Origin of the sequence: Gilliamella sp. BG2 (genome assembly GCF_046635645.1) — a bacterium.
GTDB lineage: Bacteria > Pseudomonadota > Gammaproteobacteria > Enterobacterales > Orbaceae > Gilliamella > Gilliamella bombi.
On the sequence record NZ_JBIDFF010000012.1, the window covers coordinates 1 to 17610 of the forward strand.

Below are 17610 nucleotides of genomic sequence, written 5' to 3' on the forward strand. Positions count from 1 at the left end.
TGGCTAACCCCACTCAAACCCGCCATTAAATCACTAAACCCGTCACCGAGTTGACTTAAAAGACGATTAAGTTCGTTTGACATGTTTTTCCTCCTCCTTATATCCAATTTTAAAATCAGTCTGTCTATTTTAATTATTTTTTATATCTTATACTCAGCATTACTGAGTTCAAGCAACAGACAGCTTAGCTAAAAAGTGTACACAATTTTAGTGTGAAATTTAATCTTTTTTTAAAAAAAATGTTAAATGAATGTTGTTTAATATTAATAATTTCTGTTAGTTAAGCCAGTAATTGACAACTACTTAACCTTTTTATTGAATAAGTGATTTAAATAACCTGACTTTTGTTAATGAGATTTTTCAACTAATAAAATAGTAGATATGGAAAACTCTCTCAATTCTACAGCACTTAAACAAATGGAAAAGATAAATAGAGTGATTACTGTAAACTTTGTTTCTTTTGATAAATAAAAACAATCTTTTATAAATAATTAACCAACTACCTATTAATTTATTAAATTTTGTGGTAAAAAGTGGGGTTAAGTGGTAAAAATAAGTGTTTTATTAACATGTTGATTTTTATTAATTAAAATTTAAATAAATTATAAAGAAAAATACTTTTATGTTTAGTGGTGCAATTTCAATTAGTTTAGATAATAAAGGACGGTTAGCTATTCCTACTCGCTACCGTGAATCTTTATCTGAAGGTATGGTTTGCACAATTGGTTTATACGACCCATGCTTGACACTTTATTCAATGTCCGAATGGAAATGTATTGAACAGCAACTTGCAACATTATCAACCATTGTTGAAACTGAACGTAGAATAAAAAGATTGTTATTGGGGTATGCAACTGAGTGCCTAATGGATAATTCTGGACGAATTTTATTGTCACCTACATTGCGTACTTATGCAAAATTAGAAAAAAATATAATGTTTGTTGGTCAATCTAATAAATTTGAAATTTGGGATGAGGCAAGTTGGTATCAACAAATTAATGATGATATTACCGCATTATCAAGCGATATTGAAAACTTATCAGATAATTTGAAAAGTTTAACTATTTAATAAGAGTGAAGATTGATGGATTATCAACATACGACGGTTTTATTAAACGAAGCTGTGAATGCATTAAATATAAAAAAAGATGGCATTTATGTTGATGGTACCTTTGGACGAGGAGGCCATTCTCGTTTAATACTTGAACAACTAGGAGCACAAGGACGATTGATTGCTATTGATCGTGATGAGCGTGCAGAGCAAACTGCGTTACAGATAATAGATCCTCGATTTACTTTTATTCGTGGTGAGTTTTCAAATTTATATCAATATATTGAAGAGTTAGAATTATTGGGTGAAATTGATGGTGTCTTATTAGATCTAGGTGTTTCATCACCACAACTTGATGATCCTGACAGGGGATTCTCTTTTATGCGTGATGGACCTCTTGATATGCGTATGAATAATAGTAAAGGTTTAACTGCAAGTGAATGGTTACTTAGCAGTGATGAAGACGATATTTCATGGGTGTTAAAGACATTTGGTGAAGAGAAATTTGCCAAACGTATTGCTCGATCGATTGTCGAGCATAATAAAATTTCGCCGATTACTCGTACCTTAGAGTTGGCTAATTTAATTGAAAAAGCTACACCAAGAAAGGATAAAAATAAGCATCCAGCTACACGTAGTTTTCAGGCTATTCGTATTTATATTAATAGTGAATTGGAAGAAGTCGAGCAAGTGTTAAATAGTTGTTTATCAGTACTTGCAAATCAAGGAAGATTAGCGGTTATTAGCTTTCATTCTTTAGAAGATAGGATTGTAAAACAATTTATTAGTAAACAGAGTAAAGGTCCAGATTTACCAACACGATTACCATTAACTGAACAACAAATTAAACAATATGGTAGTGCTAAATTAAAATCACTTGGCAAAATTAAACCAAATACTATTGAAATTAATAATAACCCGCGCTCCCGAAGCGCAATATTAAGGGTAGCAGAAAGGAAAAATGAATAACCAAGACAATGATTTTTTTCTAGATAAAACTTATATTGATAAAAATTTTCAAAAAAGACCGAGTAAAAGCTTGTTTGGTGTAATTATTGGGGATTTATTTAGGCATCAAAAAATTTCATTGTTATTACTTGTGATGATTATTATTTCTGCTGGTGCAGTATTAATAACAACGCAACAGATTCGTAAACAGTTATTTGAACGTGAGCAACTTTTATTAGAACAAGATGTGTTAGAAAGCGAATGGCGGAATTTAGTTATTGAAGAAAATGTACTTGCTGATCCCAAACGTGTCGAAGATAAAGCCAAAAACCAATTAGGAATGTCTTATGTGACACCGCAAAATGAAACAGTTATTGTGATAAAGAGTAAATAATGAAACCTGCCACTAAATATAAAAAAAATAAAACTAAAAAGGTTGCAAAAACAAATAAAAATAATAGGTTAAATGGTAAAAGACAGTTTTTTACACCGAATCGTTTTTATATTATATATGGACTTATTATTTTAGCGATTATTTGTCTTATGGCTCGAATGGCATTATTGCAAATTATTGAACCAGATAAACTGATTGCTGAAGGTAATAAGCGCTCACTTCGTCACCAAGAAATTGATGCACCAAGAGCCATGATCACCGATCGTAATGGGCGTGCGTTAGCAGTAAGTGTACCGATGTTTGATGTTTGGGCAGATCCTAAAATTGTTGTGCAAAAAGGTGGTGTTAAAGCTGATGATATTAGATGGCAAGGATTAGCACAAACGTTGAATATTCCAATGTCAACGCTAAAGCAAAAATTAAACAACCCATCAATGAGATTTGTTTATTTGTCTAAGCAAGTAACGCCAACAATATCTGACTATTTAAAAAAACTAAAGTTACCGGGGATATCGTTTGCTAAAACATCTAAACGTTATTACCCTGCGGCAGAAAATATAGCTCAATTAATTGGTTTAACAGATATTGATGCAAATGGTGCTGAGAAAGGTTCTGAAGGTATTGAAAAAAGCTTTAATAAATGGTTAATAGGTGAATCGGGGCAAAGAGTTGTAAGACGTGATCGAGTAGGTCGTGTTATTGAAGAATTAGAACGGACAGAAACAGAAACAGCATCAGATTTAATATTAAGTATAGATGAGCGTTTACAATCACTAGTTTATAGCGAACTTAGTCAAGCGGTTCAATTTAACAAAGCAGACAGTGGAACAGCTGTATTGGTTGATGTGCATAGTGGTGAGATTTTAGCAATGGCAACCAGCCCATCTTATAATCCAAATAATCGCTCATCAATTGATTATAATTTATTGAGAAATAGAGCTGTTACTGATGCGTTTGAACCAGGCTCTACGGTTAAACCGCTAGTTGTAATGGCTGCCTTAGAAAAGAAAATTGCTAACTTAAATACTATTATCGATACTAGACCTTTTTATGTTAATCGTTATGAAATTAAAGATGTGTCATATCAAAAAACGCTTAATTTGGCAGGTATCTTAGAAAAATCAAGTAATGTTGGAGTAAGTAAGCTAGCTTTACAAATGCAACAGGATGATCTTGTAGAATTCTATAGTCGATTTGGATTAGGTCAACCAACGGAATTAGGCTTAGGTGGTGAAGTTAGTGGTTCAATTGCAGCCGATAGAACCAGAAAATGGGCTGATATTGAGCGAGCAACATTTGCGTTTGGATATGGATTAACTGTTACCCCATTACAGCTAGCAAGAGCTTATGCAACTATCGGTAGTTATGGAATTTACCGACCTGTATCAATTTTAAAAGTCACAGAACCTGTTAAGGGTAAACGTGTAGTTTCTGAAAAAGATGCTAAAACAGTTGTTCAATTAATGGAGGCTGTAGCTGTTACTGGTGGAGGAACTAAAGCATCGGTTCCTGGTTATAGTGTTGGAGTTAAAACAGGAACAGCGAAAAAATTATCCGGTGGACGGTATGTTAATCAATATTTAGCTTATACCGCAGGTATCGCTCCAGCAACAGCACCAAAGTATTCACTAGTTGTTGTTATTGATAATCCTAAAGCTGGCCAATATTATGGTGGTTCAGTTTCTGCGCCTGTTTTCAGTCGCATTATGGGCGGTGTGCTTAGAACGATGAATGTAAAACCTGATCGCCAAGTTGATGGGCAAATGATTATTTATTAGTAGGTGAAAATGCTAGCAACAAACTCGTTTAAAACATTATTGGAATTATTAGGTGGAAGATGTAATTTAAAATTAGATGATTTTCCACTTAATCATTTGCGTATAGATAGTCGCAAAGTAGGAAAAAACGATGTGTTTATCGCTATCAAAGGTCATACAGTTGATGGTCAAGCATTTATTCCACAAGCTATTTCAATGGGTGCAGTTGTTATCTTAGTAGAAGCAAGTAGAAAATCAAATGACTTAAAAATTGACTATATTAGGCATGAAAATAAATCGATAATTCCACAAATTAGTGTTTTCCAACTTTCACAGCGTCTATCCTTGATTGCTAATGAGTTTTATCATTCTCCATCAAAAAAATTATCTGTTATTGGTGTGACAGGAACCAATGGGAAAACAACTGTTAGTCAGCTTATTGCCCAATGTTTAACATTATTGAATGAAAAAACAGCATTAATGGGCACTATTGGTAATGGAATTTATAATGAACTTGAGCCATCAGTTAATACAACGTTATCAGCAGTAGATGTGCAAACCTTATTAGCCGAATTTGTAGAGAAACAGGTCAAAGTTGTAACGATGGAAATTTCTTCACATGGGCTTGCTATGGACCGGGTTAAAGGACTAAATTGCGCTGCTACTGTATTTACCAATTTAAGTCGAGATCATCTAGATTATCATAAGACAATGAGTAGATATGCAAAAGCAAAATGGTCGTTATTTACTCCCGATGAAAAAGACAAACAAGTTTTAGCTGCGGGTAAATCAATTATTAATTATGATGACAAATATGGTAAAAGATGGATTGAAAAACTTCCACAAGTGACAGCTGTATCATGTCAAACAAAATCATTACGTCGACTCAAGGCGTTAAATATACCTTATGTTGGTGTATCAATGATCGAATATCATGATAAAGGTGCCCAAATTCATATGGAATCAAGTTGGGGAAATGCCATTATTATTAGCCGATTGCTAGGTGAATTTAACGTTTCTAATTTGTTATTAGCCATAGCTACACTTTTAACATTGAACTACCCATTTTTTGCTGTTGTTAATATGGCTTCTTTTTTGACTCCAATCTGTGGGCGAATGGAGGTTTTACATGTAAAAAATAGCCCAACGGTTATTGTTGATTATGCGCATACTCCAGATGCGTTACAGAAAGCTTTGCAAGCTAGTCGAATTCATTGTAAAGGTTCTTTATGGGTGATTTTTGGATGTGGTGGCGATAGGGATACTGGAAAAAGACCTTTAATGGCTGAAATCGCAGAACAATTTGCTGATAAAATTGTTTTAACTAATGATAATCCACGTACTGAAGATGAAATGAAGATTATTCACGATATCCAACAAGGTTTAAATCATACCGATAATGTAAACATAATTACCAATAGAGTGCTGGCTATTACGCAAACATTAAAGCAGGCTAAGCCTAATGATGTCATTTTAATTGCAGGTAAAGGGCATGAGGACTATCAAATAATTGGTAATACCAAATATCACTATTCAGATCAAGAAACAGTGAAAAAACTTCTAGGAGTAGAGAATCAATCATGATTCCATTAGAAATTGAGCAAATAAAAAAAATAGTTAATGGTGAATGTTATTACATTCAAGATGAAAGTGCTGTGATTGATACAATTTGCACTGATTCACGAAAAATAATAAAGCAATCGCTATTTATCGCGCTTGTTGGAAACAATTTTGATGGACATGCTTTTGCTGAACAATCTATTAAAGATGGTGCTATAGCCGTGATCGTCGATCATAAACTTGATAAGCCCATACCACAGATTGTTGTTAAGGATACTCGCTTGGCTTTAGGTGGAATCGCTAATTTTATCCGGCAGCAAAGTACAGCTAAAATTGTTGCACTTACAGGTTCATCAGGTAAAACGTCAGTTAAAGAAATGACTGCGGCAATATTACTACACTGTGGACAAACCCTTTATACACAAGGCAATTTCAATAATGATATTGGGGTGCCATTAACACTGTTACGTTTAACTAAACAAGACCAGTTTGCAGTTATAGAATTAGGCGCTAATCATATTGGTGAAATAGCCTATACTACGAATATTGTTAAACCACAAAGCGCTTTAATCAATAATATTGCAGAAGCACATATAGAAGGTTTTGGAACACTTGAAGGTGTAGCAAAAGCTAAAGGCGAAATCTTTCAAGGATTGCTTGATGGTGGTATTGCTATTATTAATTTAGATAGTTGTTCTGATAAATGGTTTACTCAGTTAGTAAACAAAAAAGTTTGGACTTTCTCGTTAACGAATCCTTCCGCTCAATTTTATGCTAGTAATATTCAACACGAAAAAAATACAACATTTACATTACATACACCTAAAGGTGAATGTGAGATTATGTTATCGCTAGTTGGGAAACATAATATTTTAAATGCGATCGCGGCATCAGCTTTAGCACTTTCTGTCGGAGCGACTTTGAATCAGATTCAACAAGGCTTAGCCTCTTTAACGCCTGTAAAAGGACGATTATTTCCAATAAAATTAAATCAAACCCAATTAATTTGGGATGATACTTATAATGCTAATGTTGGATCGATGTCAGCGGCTGTCAAAGTCTTGGCAAAACAACCTGGTTATCGGATTTTAGTCGTCGGTGATATGGGAGAGTTAGGACCAGAAGCTGAAAAATATCATTGCCAAATAGGTGAGCTTGCTCATGATGAAAAAATTGATTGTGTAGTAAGTGTAGGCAAATTAAGTCAATTTATTAGCCAGTTTAGTGGCGTGGGTCACCATTTCAATAATAAACAAGATGCAGTGAATTATCTATTAATGCTGTTACGCCAACAACCAAATTTAACAATGTTAGTTAAAGGTTCGCGTAGTGCAAAAATGGAAGAAGTTATCGAAAAAATTCAAATTGAACAACTCAAAATGAGTCAGGATTAAGATTATGTTGCTTTGGATATCGGAATATTTAGTTAAACATTTTACCTTTTTTAATGTTATCTCTTATTTAACAGTAAGAGCTATTTTAGGTTTATTAACCTCGTTAGCAATTTCATTATTTTTTGGACAAAAAGTCATTGACTGGCTACAAAAATTACAGATTGGTCAAGTCATTCGCCATGATGGGCCTGAGTCTCATTTAAGTAAAAAAGGAACACCGACTATGGGGGGGACGCTAATTTTAGCCTCAATTTCCTTGTCGGTATTGCTATGGGCAGATTTACGCAATCCTTATGTTTGGGTAACTTTGTTTGTTTTAATTGGTTATGGCATTGTTGGCTTTGCTGATGATTATTTAAAAGTGATTCGTAAAAATAGTGCTGGATTAATTGCTAGATGGAAATACTTTTGGCAATCGGTTATTGCATTAATTGTTGCTTTTGGTCTTTATGTTTATGGTAAAGATAGCACGGTAACGGTACTTGTTGTGCCATTTTTTAAAGATGTGATGCCTCAATTGGGACTATGGTTTATTTTATTAACTTATGTAGTTATAGTTGGGGCTGGTAATGCCGTTAATTTAACAGATGGACTTGATGGATTAGCAATTATGCCAACTGTTTTTGTAGCCGCTGGTTTTACGCTTGTAGCATGGGCTACAGGGAATGTCAATTTTGCTGCTTATTTGAATATTCCTTATATTAAATTCAGCGGAGAGTTGATGATTGTTTGTACTGCAATTATTGGAGCTGGACTTGGTTTTTTATGGTTTAACACATATCCGGCGATGGTTTTTATGGGAGATGTTGGATCGCTAGCTTTAGGTGGCGTGTTTGGAATTATTGCTGTTTTATTACGACAAGAATTTTTATTACTGATTATGGGGGGAATTTTTGTTATTGAAACTTTATCCGTAATTTTACAAGTAGGATCATTTAAATTACGAGGTAAAAGAATTTTCCGTATGGCACCAATTCATCATCACTATGAATTAAAGGGTTGGCCAGAACCGCGTGTTATTGTGCGGTTTTGGATAATTTCATTGATGTTAGTTGTAATAGGTTTATTAACTTTGAAATTACGTTAATAAAAGATATTAGGATCAAATCATGGTTAGCTATCAAGGAAAAAATGTCGTTATTATTGGTTTAGGTGTCACAGGACTTTCTTGTGTAGACTATTTTCTTGCTCAAAATGTTATACCTAAAGTTATTGATACTCGTAAGTCGCCATCAGGGATGGAACAATTAGACAAACGTGTTGCTTGCCATTTAGGGAAATTAAATGTTGATTGGTTGCTTGATGCTGATTTAATAATAGTCAGTCCAGGAATTGCTTTATCAACACCTGAACTACAACAGGCAGCTAAAAAAGGTATTGAAATTATTGGCGATATTGAACTATTTTGCCGTGAATTGAATCAACAAAACAGTAAACAAATTGTAGCCATTACAGGTGCAAATGGTAAAACTACAGTAACAACATTAGTTGGTGAAATTATTAAGTCGGCAGGTATTAAAGTCGCTATTGGTGGTAATATTGGGCAGCCAGCATTATCGTTATTGAATCAACATTACGATGTATATGTTCTTGAACTGTCTAGCTTTCAGCTAGAAACAACTCAGAGTTTAAAAGCTACAGTTGCAACAATCTTAAATATTTCAGAAGATCATATGGATCGTTATCCTCTTGGATTAATGCAATATGTTGAGGCTAAGCAACGTATTTATCATAATGCCAAGTATTGTGTAATTAACCATGATGATAAGTTAACCATTCCGACTGACCAACAAAAAAACTGCGTTTCATTTGGTGTAAATAAAGGGGATTATCATTTGGATTTCCACTTTGAACACTTGATTGCACAAGAGCAGCCAGTAGTAGCGACTAAAATAATGAAACTGGCGGGATGCCATAATTATCTTAATGCGTTAGCGGCTTTAGCTATAGTTGATAAACTGAAAATTTCACGGGAATCTAGTATAGCAACAATTATTTCATTTCATGGTCTAGCACATCGTTTTGAGTTAGTGTTGGAAAAAAATGGTGTGAAGTGGATTAATGATTCCAAAGCAACCAATGTAGGTAGTACAGAAGCAGCATTAAATAGCGTAGTTTGCAAAGGGAAATTATTTTTATTATTAGGTGGGGATGGAAAATCAGCGGATTTTTCGCCATTGATCCCTTTTTTTGAAAACAGAAATCTAGAAATTTTTTGTTTTGGGCGTGATCGTTTTACCCTTGCTAAGCTAGCACCTCATATAACAACTGTAACTGAAACATTGTCAGATGCAATGCAAGTTATTGCTCAAAAAGTTGAACCAAATGATGTGGTCTTGCTTTCTCCAGCATGCGCAAGCTTAGATCAGTTTAAGAATTATATTGAACGCGGAAAACAGTTTGCACAACTTGCTGAACAATATACTCAAAGGAGTACAAAATGACACTCTTTTGGTTAAAAAAACAGGTTAATCCCCACATACCATTTGACAACCAGCTACTTTGGACTGTGTTAGGTTTAATGATCTTCGGTTTGATCATGGTGACATCTTCTTCAATGGCATTTAATGAAAGCGATCCTTTCTTTTATACACAACGAGAACTTATTCAGTTAGGACTATCATTATTTTTAATGTTTATTACGTTTTATATTCCAATGCAACGTTGGCAACAGTTTGCTTCTGTTTTACTTATTATTGCTATTATTATGTTAATCGTTGTGTTAGGTATTGGTTCTTCGATTAATGGAGCATCTCGTTGGATACCTCTAGGAGTATTCAATTTTCAACCTGCAGAACTTTCAAAATTAGCGCTATTTTTATTCTTAGCTGGTTATTTATCACGTAAATCTGAAGAAGTACAAAGCGGCTTTTGGGGGTTTTTTAAACCAATGGTTGTTATGACTATACTTTCCATTTTGTTACTTAAACAACCAGATTTAGGTACTGTTATTGTTTTATTTATGGTCACTATTGGCATTTTATTTATTGCAGGTGCGCAATTGTGGCAATTTATTGCTATTTTGCTAACGGGAGTTGGCGCAGTAATTTGTTTGATTTTGTATGAGTCTTACCGCTTAACACGACTGTTAACCTTTCTTGATCCTTGGCAAGATGCTACAGGTTCAGGTTATCAATTAGTTGCCTCATTAATGGCAATTGGTAATGGAGGCGTTACTGGGCAAGGTATGGGAAATTCTGTACTGAAATTAGGTTATTTGCCCGAATGTCATACTGATTTCATTTTCTCAATTATATCAGAAGAGTATGGATATATAGGTGTAGTTGCTTTATTGTCATTACTTTTCTTTCTAACATTTAAGGCACTTGCAATTGGTTATCGAGCACTGAATGAATGTTCATTGTTCTCTGGTTATTTAGCTTGTGAAATTGGGATATGGTTTGGTTTTCAAACATTTGTAAATGTGGGTGTTACATCTGGAATGTTGCCTACTAAAGGATTAACACTACCATTTATTAGTTATGGTGGATCAAGTCTTATTGTGATGAGTATTGCAACAGCAATATTACTCCGAATTGATTTTGAATTTAGACAACAACAAGCCCAAGCAAGAATAAGGTTAATAAAATAATGAAAAAATTATTAGTTATGGCAGGAGGAACTGGGGGGCATGTTTTTCCGGGTATTGCTGTGGCGCAATATTTAATGAAGCAAGGCTGGCAGGTAAGATGGTTAGGAACTGCCGATCGAATGGAAGCACACTTAGTTCCTGAAAATGGTATTGATATTGATTTTATCGAAATATCAGGGCTACGAGGCAAAGGTGTTATGGCATTATTAAAAGCACCTTATAAAATTTTAAAAGCAGTTTTACAAGCTAGAAAAATTTTAAAAACTTATCGCCCTGATGTTGTTCTAGGTATGGGAGGATATGTTTCAGGCCCAGGGGGAATAGCAGCAAAAACACTTGGCATACCGGTTGTAGTACATGAACAAAATGGTATAGCAGGTTTAACCAACAAATATCTAGCTAAAATAGCAGCTAAAGTTTTACAAGCATTTCCTACTGCTTTTCCTAAGGCTGAAGTAGTTGGCAATCCTGTTCGTAGTGATCTTTTAACTGTAGCAAAACCTGAAGAAAGATTAAAAGATCGTGATGGGCCAATTAGAGTATTAGTCATGGGAGGTAGCCAAGGAGCTAAAGTTATTAATGATATTGTGCCTCAAGTGATAACAAAATTATCCGATAAATATGTAGTATGGCATCAAACAGGTAAAGGAATGTTGAATTCCGTAATTCAGTCATACCAAAATTGCGATATGACCAATAACAAAGTGACTGAATTTATCCAAGATGTTGCAGATGCATACAATTGGGCAGATATTGTAATTTGTCGTAGCGGAGCATTAACCGTTAGTGAAATTGAAGTAGTTGGTATTGGTGCTATTTTTATTCCGTTTATGCATAAAGATCGTCAGCAATTTTGGAATGCAAAATCACTAGCAGATATAGGTGCTGCAAGTATTATAGAACAATCCGATTTCAGTGTTGAATCGCTATCCAATTTGTTATGTAATTTGAACCGTAACAAATTAATTGAAATGGCAATTAAAGCTAAAAGTTTATCTATTGTGAATTCCACAGAAAAAGTAGCAGAAGCCCTTTATTCGGTGATAAAATAATACTTTTCTGACATAAATTTATGTAATATTTTTGTCAAAATGTTTCAGGTTAGATATATGTTTGAGTCAATGATTCATTTGAGCAATAAAAAATAACGATGATAGATATGCTCAATGATGATATGTACTGTGAACTGTAAAATAATTTAGGAGTTAAATAGTGAATACAAAGGAATTAGCGAAGTTAAGAGCAATTATTCCTGAAATGAAGCGAGTCAAACATATTCACTTTGTGGGTATTGGTGGTGCTGGTATGGGAGGAATTGCTGAGGTTCTTGCTAATGAAGGATACAAAATTAGTGGATCAGATATTGCTGAAAATGCGGTCACTCAACATCTAGAAACATTAGGGGCAAAAATTGTTATTGGTCATGCGGCTGAAAATGTGATTAATTCTAGCGTTGTTGTTATATCTTCGGCTATTTCGCAAGATAACATTGAAGTAATTTCCGCTCGTGCAGCACGTATACCTGTTATTCAACGTGCAGAAATGTTAGCTGAATTAATGCGTTTTCGATATGGTATAGCAATTGCTGGTACTCATGGTAAAACTACAACTACCGCTATGGTTACCTCTATTTATGCTGAGGCGAAACTCGATCCAACCTTTGTTAATGGTGGTTTAGTTAAGGCGGCAGGAACACATGCTCAATTAGGAAGTAGCCGTTATTTTATTGCTGAGGCTGATGAAAGTGATGCTTCATTTCTTCATTTGCAACCGATGGTATCTATTGTAACAAATATAGAGCCTGACCATATGGACACTTATCAAGGTAATGTTGATAATCTAAAACAAACATTTATTTCATTTTTACATAATCTTCCATTTTATGGTTTAGCTATTATGTGTTACGACGATCCTATTAATCGAGAATTACTACCGATTGTGGGACGTAAAATCATCACTTATGGATTTAGCGAAGAGGCTGACGTTGTCATTAAAAATTATCGTCAAGAACGAGGTGTAAGCTATTACACTGTTTGTCGCCCTGATCGCCAAGATTTGCGGATTGAGTTAAATGCACCTGGTAAACATAATGCTTTAAACTCGGCGGCTGCGATAATTGCAGCAACAGAAGATGGTATTGATGATGAATCAATTATAAATGCATTAGCTAAATTTGCTGGTACTAGTCGGCGTTTTGATTTATTAGGTATATTCCCGCATGTTGATGGTGGCGATATAATGATGGTTGATGATTATGGTCATCATCCTAGCGAGGTTAATGCAACAATTCAAGCAGCAAGAAACGGCTGGCCTGAACGAAGATTGGTTATGTTATTCCAACCACATCGATACACGCGTACTCGGGATTTATTTGACGATTTCGCACAAGTGCTTTCTCAAGTCGATGCACTTGTTATGTTAGATGTCTATTCCGCAGGAGAGCAACCTATTGCGGGTGCAGATAGCCGTTCGTTATGCCGTTCTATCCGCAATCGTGGCAAAGTTGACCCAATTTATGTTTCGGATTTAGATTTGCTACCCGAAATAATGCAAGAAGTTTTACAAAGTGGTGATTTATTAATTACACAAGGTGCAGGTAGTGTTGGTCGTATAGCACGCCAATTAGCCAAAACTAAATTATCATCAGAAGAGGTTTTATAAAATGGTAGATAAAGTTGCTGTATTGTATGGTGGTACTTCAGCTGAACGGGAAGTGTCACTTAAGTCAGGTAAGGCTGTACATGCAGGATTGTTGGCAAATGGTATCGATGCGCATCTTATTGATACTAAATATCATTCTATTACTAATTTAAAAGAAGAAGGTTATACAAAAGCTTTTATTATTTTACACGGACGTGGTGGGGAAGATGGTATTGTTCAAGCGATTTTGACTTATCAAAATATTCCTTATACCGGTAGTGATGTTTTATCATCAGCCTTAACAATGGATAAACTGAAAACTAAGTTAGTGTGGAAATCACTCAATTTACCTGTTGCTGAATATGTTATGGTTGAAAAATCACAATCAATTGGTACTGGTGCTATAGTTAAACAGCTTGGTTTACCGTTGTTTGTTAAACCAAGTCATGAAGGATCAAGTGTGGGAATGGCTAGAGTTAATGAAGCATCTGAATTGGAAGCAGCTATTAGCGCAGCTTTCAAATATGATAGTGTAGTGATGGTTGAGTCATTTTTAGCAGGTCCAGAATTTACGGTAGCAATTGTTGGTGACGAGGTCTTACCTTCAATTCATATTAAGCCTGCAACTAAATTTTATGATTATGATGCGAAATACTTATCTGATACCACTCAGTATTTTTGTCCAAGCGGTTTACCTGATGAACAAGAACAGGAAATTCGTAAATTAGCGTTAGATGCTTATAAAGCAGTAGGATGTCGAGGATGGGGAAGAGTCGACATTATGTTTAATGCTAATCAAAAACCATTTTTACTTGAAATTAATACTGCTCCAGGTATGACAGACCATAGTTTAGTACCAATGGCGGCAAAAGAACATGGCTGGTCATTTAATGAGCTTGTTGCTAGAATTTTGAATTTGGCAACTTTATAATTGGCCTTATTTTATGAAACAACTTCGGCAAGCAGCGCATAGAAGGGACGAGAAAAACAGAAGAAAGCTGCTTATTTTTCGTAATACAGAGCAATTAATAGGATTTTTGTTCTTTATTGCGATTATTTGTATTAGTATTTGGGTCGTTCAAAGTTTTAAAAATTGGATGGATGATCCCGAACAAATGGTATTGTCTCAATTAACATTGAGTGGAGAACATACCTATACAACTGAGGATGATCTTCGGGAAGCTATTTTAGGACTTGGGTTGCCTAATACCTATATAGGACAAGATGTTAATGATATTCAACAAGAAGTAATGCGATTTCCGTGGGTGAAGCAAACCAGTGTACGTAAACAGTGGCCAGATAGGTTAATTGTCTATGTCGAAGAATATAAACCCGTGCTTTATTGGAATGACTTATTTTTACTTGATAAAAGTGGCAATGTATTTAGCGTACCACTTGACCGTATAAGCAACTTAAAATTACCAAAATTATATGGTCCAGAGGGTAAAGCAAAATCGGCGTTAGAAACTTATTATAAATTAGAGAATCTTTCTAAAAAATTAGCTAATAATCAGTTGGCACTACATATTAAAACAGCAATAACTGATGAACGTAACGCGTGGCAATTGACGGTAAAACAGTGTGTATCAGGTTTTTGCCAAGAAAATCAGGAAATAAAATTACTATTAGGTAGTGAAAATATTGAACAAAGATATCAACAATTTATCAAGTTATTTCCGGAAATTCAGTCAAGAATGCCAGAAAATGAAAAAATAATGGTCGCTGATTTACGTTATGAGAATGGCATTTCAGTGCAAAGAGAAAAAATGGTGCAGTAAGGAATAAATTAAGGCTGAAGTATGAAAGCAACAGAAAAAAAATTGGTTGTTGGATTAGAGGTTGGTACATCCAAAGTACTTGCTCTTGTTGGTGAAGTTCTTCCCGATGGTGTTGTCAACATCATCGGTGTAGGTCATTGTCCATCAAAAGGGGTTGATAAAGGTGGTGTGAACGATCTTGAGTCTGTCGTAAAATCAATCCAAAGAGCGGTTGACCAAGCTGAATTAATGGCTGATTGTCAAATATCTTCAGTATATTTAAGCCTTTCAGGTAAACATATTCGTTGTCAAAATGAGATAGGCATGGTGCCAATAGAGGATGAAGAAGTAACCGCAGAAGATGTTGACAATGTTGTTCATACAGCAAAATCAGTCAGAATTTTAGATGAGCACCGTATTTTGCATGTCATTGCACAAGAATATTCTATCGATTTGCAAGAAGGTATTAAAAATCCTATTGGCTTATCTGGAGTAAGAATGAAAGCCAAAGTTCACTTAATTACTTGTCATAATGATATGGCTAGAAATATTGTGAAAGCAGTAGAACGTTGTGGTTTGAAAGTGGATCAACTTATTTTTTCTGGATTGGCCTCTAGCTATGCAGTTTTAACGGATGATGAAAAAGAACTTGGTGTTTGCGTAATTGATATGGGTGGCGGTACAATGGATGTAACGGTCTATACGGGAGGTGCGTTACGTCATTCAGTTGTAATCCCTTATGCTGGGAATGTTGTTACTAGCGATATCGCATATGCATTTGGCGCTCCGCCAATGGATGCTGAAAATATTAAGATTCGTTATGGATGCGCTGTAGGTTCATTAATTGGCAAAGATGAAGTTATTGATGTTCCAAGTGTTGGTGGAAGACCCTCTCGTTCATTGCAACGACAAACTCTTGCTGATGTAATTGAACCACGCTATTCAGAACTTCTTTCGTTGGTACAAAAAGAGTTACTTGTATTACAAGAAGAACTTAAAAAACAGAATATCAAATATCAATTAGCAGCAGGTATTGTTTTAACTGGTGGTGCAGCGCAAATAAAAGGAATGGTAGAGTGCGCTGAAAAAGTTTTTCAAAATCAAGTGCGTATTGGTCAGCCATTAAATATATCTGGATTAACCGACTATGTTCAAAAACCTTATTGTTCAACAGCTATAGGGTTATTGCATTATGGAAAACAAAGTTTATTAAATGATGATGGAAAAGATAATAATAAATCATCATTAAAAGGGATAGCTAAACGATTAACCGGATGGTTTAAAAAAGAATTTTAGCTAATATATTTCAAGAACTTCGTGGACATTGTAGATGATTATCTGTACAATGTTCGCAGATCGTAAATTTGGAGATAAGTTATGTTTGAACCTATGGTTGCAGATGATGAACCAGCAGCAGTCATTAAAGTTATTGGTGTAGGTGGTGGCGGCGGTAATGCTGTCGAGCATATGATTGCTGAACATATTGAAGGCGTTGAATTTTTTGCAGCAAATACAGATGCGCAAGCCTTAAAAAGAATTAAGGTAGGTCAAACTATCCAAATCGGGACTAATGTTACTAAAGGGCTTGGTGCAGGTGCTAATCCAGAAGTCGGTAGAAATTCAGCTGAGGAAGATCGAGATGTCATTCGTAGTGCTATCGAAGGAGCCGACATGGTTTTTATCGCAGCAGGAATGGGTGGTGGCACTGGAACGGGTGCAGCTCCTGTTGTTGCAGAAATAGCAAAAGAATTAGGAATTCTAACTGTTGCAGTTGTTACTAAACCTTTTGGTTTTGAAGGTAAAAAGCGTATGGCTTTTGCTGAGCAAGGTATTTCTGAGTTGGCAAAACATGTTGATTCACTAATTACTATTCCGAATGATAAATTATTAAAAGTATTAGGTCGTGGTGTTAAATTACTTGATGCTTTTGCTGCAGCTAATGGTGTTTTAAAAGGTGCAGTACAAGGGATCGCTGAGCTGATTACTAAACCTGGTCTTATCAATGTCGATTTTGCTGATGTTAGAACAGTGATGTCTGAAATGGGATATGCTATGATGGGATCTGGTCGAGCTAGTGGTGATAATCGAGCTGAAGAAGCCGCAGAAATGGCAATTTCTAGCCCATTACTTGAAGATATTGATTTATCTGGCGCTCGAGGCGTATTAGTTAACGTAACATCTGGATTTGATATCGGTTTAGAAGAATTTGAAACAGTCGGTAACACAGTTAAAGCATTTGCTTCTGATAATGCTACGGTTGTTGTTGGTTCAACTTTTGATCCAGATATATCTGATGAAATTCGAGTAACAGTGGTTGCAACGGGTATTGGTATGGATAAACGTCCAGAAGTTAAAATACCTAAATCAGCATCACACAATGATCTATTTAGTCGAAGCAATCCTTTGGGACAACAAGAAGATAAATTAGCTAAGGTTGTTAATGAACCAATAGCTTCTCCTCTTGAAGAACATAAGATTTTAGATATTCCAGCTTTCATACGGAAGCAAGCGAATTAA

General features: G+C 35.1%; 15 protein-coding genes. All 15 read left to right on the forward strand.

All coding sequences use genetic code 11. The annotated features are described in order from the left end of the window. Positions 1-622 precede the first annotated feature (622 nt). The 15 genes from mraZ (at position 623) to ftsZ (ending at position 17610) form a co-directional block, all read left to right on the forward strand. The gene (gene mraZ / locus ACGH6Q_RS06580) at positions 623-1069 is read left to right on the forward strand and encodes a division/cell wall cluster transcriptional repressor MraZ (RefSeq protein ID WP_065590397.1); all 447 of its coding nucleotides are present in this window, start codon (positions 623-625) and stop codon (positions 1067-1069) included. A gap of 15 nt (positions 1070-1084) precedes the next feature. Next, on the forward strand, positions 1085-2020 hold the full coding sequence (gene rsmH / locus ACGH6Q_RS06585) for a 16S rRNA (cytosine(1402)-N(4))-methyltransferase RsmH (protein ID WP_411592404.1): 936 nt from the start codon (positions 1085-1087) through the stop codon (positions 2018-2020). Further along, entirely contained in the window at positions 2013-2393 is a 381-nt protein-coding gene (gene ftsL / locus ACGH6Q_RS06590; RefSeq protein WP_081296726.1) for a cell division protein FtsL, read from the forward strand. Before rsmH ends, ftsL begins: the two co-directional genes overlap by 8 nt. Next, the gene (ftsI, locus tag ACGH6Q_RS06595) at positions 2393-4171 is read left to right on the forward strand and encodes a peptidoglycan glycosyltransferase FtsI (protein WP_065590395.1); all 1779 of its coding nucleotides are present in this window, start codon (positions 2393-2395) and stop codon (positions 4169-4171) included. Before ftsL ends, ftsI begins: the two co-directional genes overlap by 1 nt. A gap of 9 nt (positions 4172-4180) precedes the next feature. Beyond that, positions 4181-5734 carry a UDP-N-acetylmuramoyl-L-alanyl-D-glutamate--2,6-diaminopimelate ligase gene (gene murE / locus ACGH6Q_RS06600; RefSeq protein ID WP_411592406.1) on the forward strand — a complete coding sequence of 518 codons (1554 nt, stop codon included), beginning with the start codon at positions 4181-4183 and terminating at the stop codon, positions 5732-5734. Further along, positions 5731-7104 carry a UDP-N-acetylmuramoyl-tripeptide--D-alanyl-D-alanine ligase gene (murF, locus tag ACGH6Q_RS06605; protein ID WP_411592408.1) on the forward strand — a complete coding sequence of 458 codons (1374 nt, stop codon included), beginning with the start codon at positions 5731-5733 and terminating at the stop codon, positions 7102-7104. The genes murE and murF overlap by 4 nt, the downstream gene beginning before the upstream one ends. 4 nt (positions 7105-7108) lie before the next feature. Next, positions 7109-8191, forward strand: a complete 1083-nt coding sequence (gene mraY / locus ACGH6Q_RS06610) for a phospho-N-acetylmuramoyl-pentapeptide-transferase (RefSeq protein ID WP_085164930.1) — start codon at positions 7109-7111, stop codon at positions 8189-8191. A 22-nt stretch (positions 8192-8213) separates the two neighbouring features. Next, complete coding sequence (gene murD / locus ACGH6Q_RS06615) at positions 8214-9548, forward strand: UDP-N-acetylmuramoyl-L-alanine--D-glutamate ligase (RefSeq protein ID WP_411592410.1); 1335 nt, start codon at positions 8214-8216, stop codon at positions 9546-9548. Then, positions 9545-10696, forward strand: coding sequence for a cell division protein FtsW (ftsW, locus tag ACGH6Q_RS06620; RefSeq protein ID WP_411592412.1), 1152 nt, complete (start codon positions 9545-9547; stop codon positions 10694-10696). The genes murD and ftsW overlap by 4 nt, the downstream gene beginning before the upstream one ends. Then, positions 10696-11748, forward strand: a complete 1053-nt coding sequence (gene murG, locus ACGH6Q_RS06625; RefSeq protein ID WP_411592414.1) for an undecaprenyldiphospho-muramoylpentapeptide beta-N-acetylglucosaminyltransferase — start codon at positions 10696-10698, stop codon at positions 11746-11748. The genes ftsW and murG overlap by 1 nt, the downstream gene beginning before the upstream one ends. 160 nt (positions 11749-11908) lie before the next feature. Next, complete coding sequence (gene murC / locus ACGH6Q_RS06630; protein WP_411592417.1) at positions 11909-13357, forward strand: UDP-N-acetylmuramate--L-alanine ligase; 1449 nt, start codon at positions 11909-11911, stop codon at positions 13355-13357. A gap of 1 nt (position 13358) precedes the next feature. Next, entirely contained in the window at positions 13359-14267 is a 909-nt protein-coding gene (locus tag ACGH6Q_RS06635; RefSeq protein ID WP_411592419.1) for a D-alanine--D-alanine ligase, read from the forward strand. A gap of 13 nt (positions 14268-14280) precedes the next feature. After that, on the forward strand, positions 14281-15114 hold the full coding sequence (locus ACGH6Q_RS06640; RefSeq protein WP_411592421.1) for an FtsQ-type POTRA domain-containing protein: 834 nt from the start codon (positions 14281-14283) through the stop codon (positions 15112-15114). A gap of 21 nt (positions 15115-15135) precedes the next feature. Next, positions 15136-16389, forward strand: coding sequence for a cell division protein FtsA (ftsA, locus tag ACGH6Q_RS06645; RefSeq protein WP_034910169.1), 1254 nt, complete (start codon positions 15136-15138; stop codon positions 16387-16389). Between the two features lie 81 nt (positions 16390-16470). After that, positions 16471-17610 carry a cell division protein FtsZ gene (gene ftsZ / locus ACGH6Q_RS06650; protein ID WP_034910168.1) on the forward strand — a complete coding sequence of 380 codons (1140 nt, stop codon included), beginning with the start codon at positions 16471-16473 and terminating at the stop codon, positions 17608-17610.

Coding starts and splice junctions, on each gene's coding strand:
- rsmH (WP_411592404.1), top strand. CDS start 1,085: ATGGATTATCAACATACGACGGTTTTATTAAACGAAGCTGTGAATGCA.
- ftsI (WP_065590395.1), top strand. CDS start 2,393: ATGAAACCTGCCACTAAATATAAAAAAAATAAAACTAAAAAGGTTGCA.
- murD (WP_411592410.1), top strand. CDS start 8,214: ATGGTTAGCTATCAAGGAAAAAATGTCGTTATTATTGGTTTAGGTGTC.
- ftsZ (WP_034910168.1), top strand. CDS start 16,471: ATGTTTGAACCTATGGTTGCAGATGATGAACCAGCAGCAGTCATTAAA.
- mraY (WP_085164930.1), top strand. CDS start 7,109: ATGTTGCTTTGGATATCGGAATATTTAGTTAAACATTTTACCTTTTTT.
- murE (WP_411592406.1), top strand. CDS start 4,181: ATGCTAGCAACAAACTCGTTTAAAACATTATTGGAATTATTAGGTGGA.
- murF (WP_411592408.1), top strand. CDS start 5,731: ATGATTCCATTAGAAATTGAGCAAATAAAAAAAATAGTTAATGGTGAA.
- ftsW (WP_411592412.1), top strand. CDS start 9,545: ATGACACTCTTTTGGTTAAAAAAACAGGTTAATCCCCACATACCATTT.
- ftsL (WP_081296726.1), top strand. CDS start 2,013: ATGAATAACCAAGACAATGATTTTTTTCTAGATAAAACTTATATTGAT.
- murG (WP_411592414.1), top strand. CDS start 10,696: ATGAAAAAATTATTAGTTATGGCAGGAGGAACTGGGGGGCATGTTTTT.
- ftsA (WP_034910169.1), top strand. CDS start 15,136: ATGAAAGCAACAGAAAAAAAATTGGTTGTTGGATTAGAGGTTGGTACA.
- mraZ (WP_065590397.1), top strand. CDS start 623: ATGTTTAGTGGTGCAATTTCAATTAGTTTAGATAATAAAGGACGGTTA.
- ACGH6Q_RS06640 (WP_411592421.1), top strand. CDS start 14,281: ATGAAACAACTTCGGCAAGCAGCGCATAGAAGGGACGAGAAAAACAGA.
- ACGH6Q_RS06635 (WP_411592419.1), top strand. CDS start 13,359: ATGGTAGATAAAGTTGCTGTATTGTATGGTGGTACTTCAGCTGAACGG.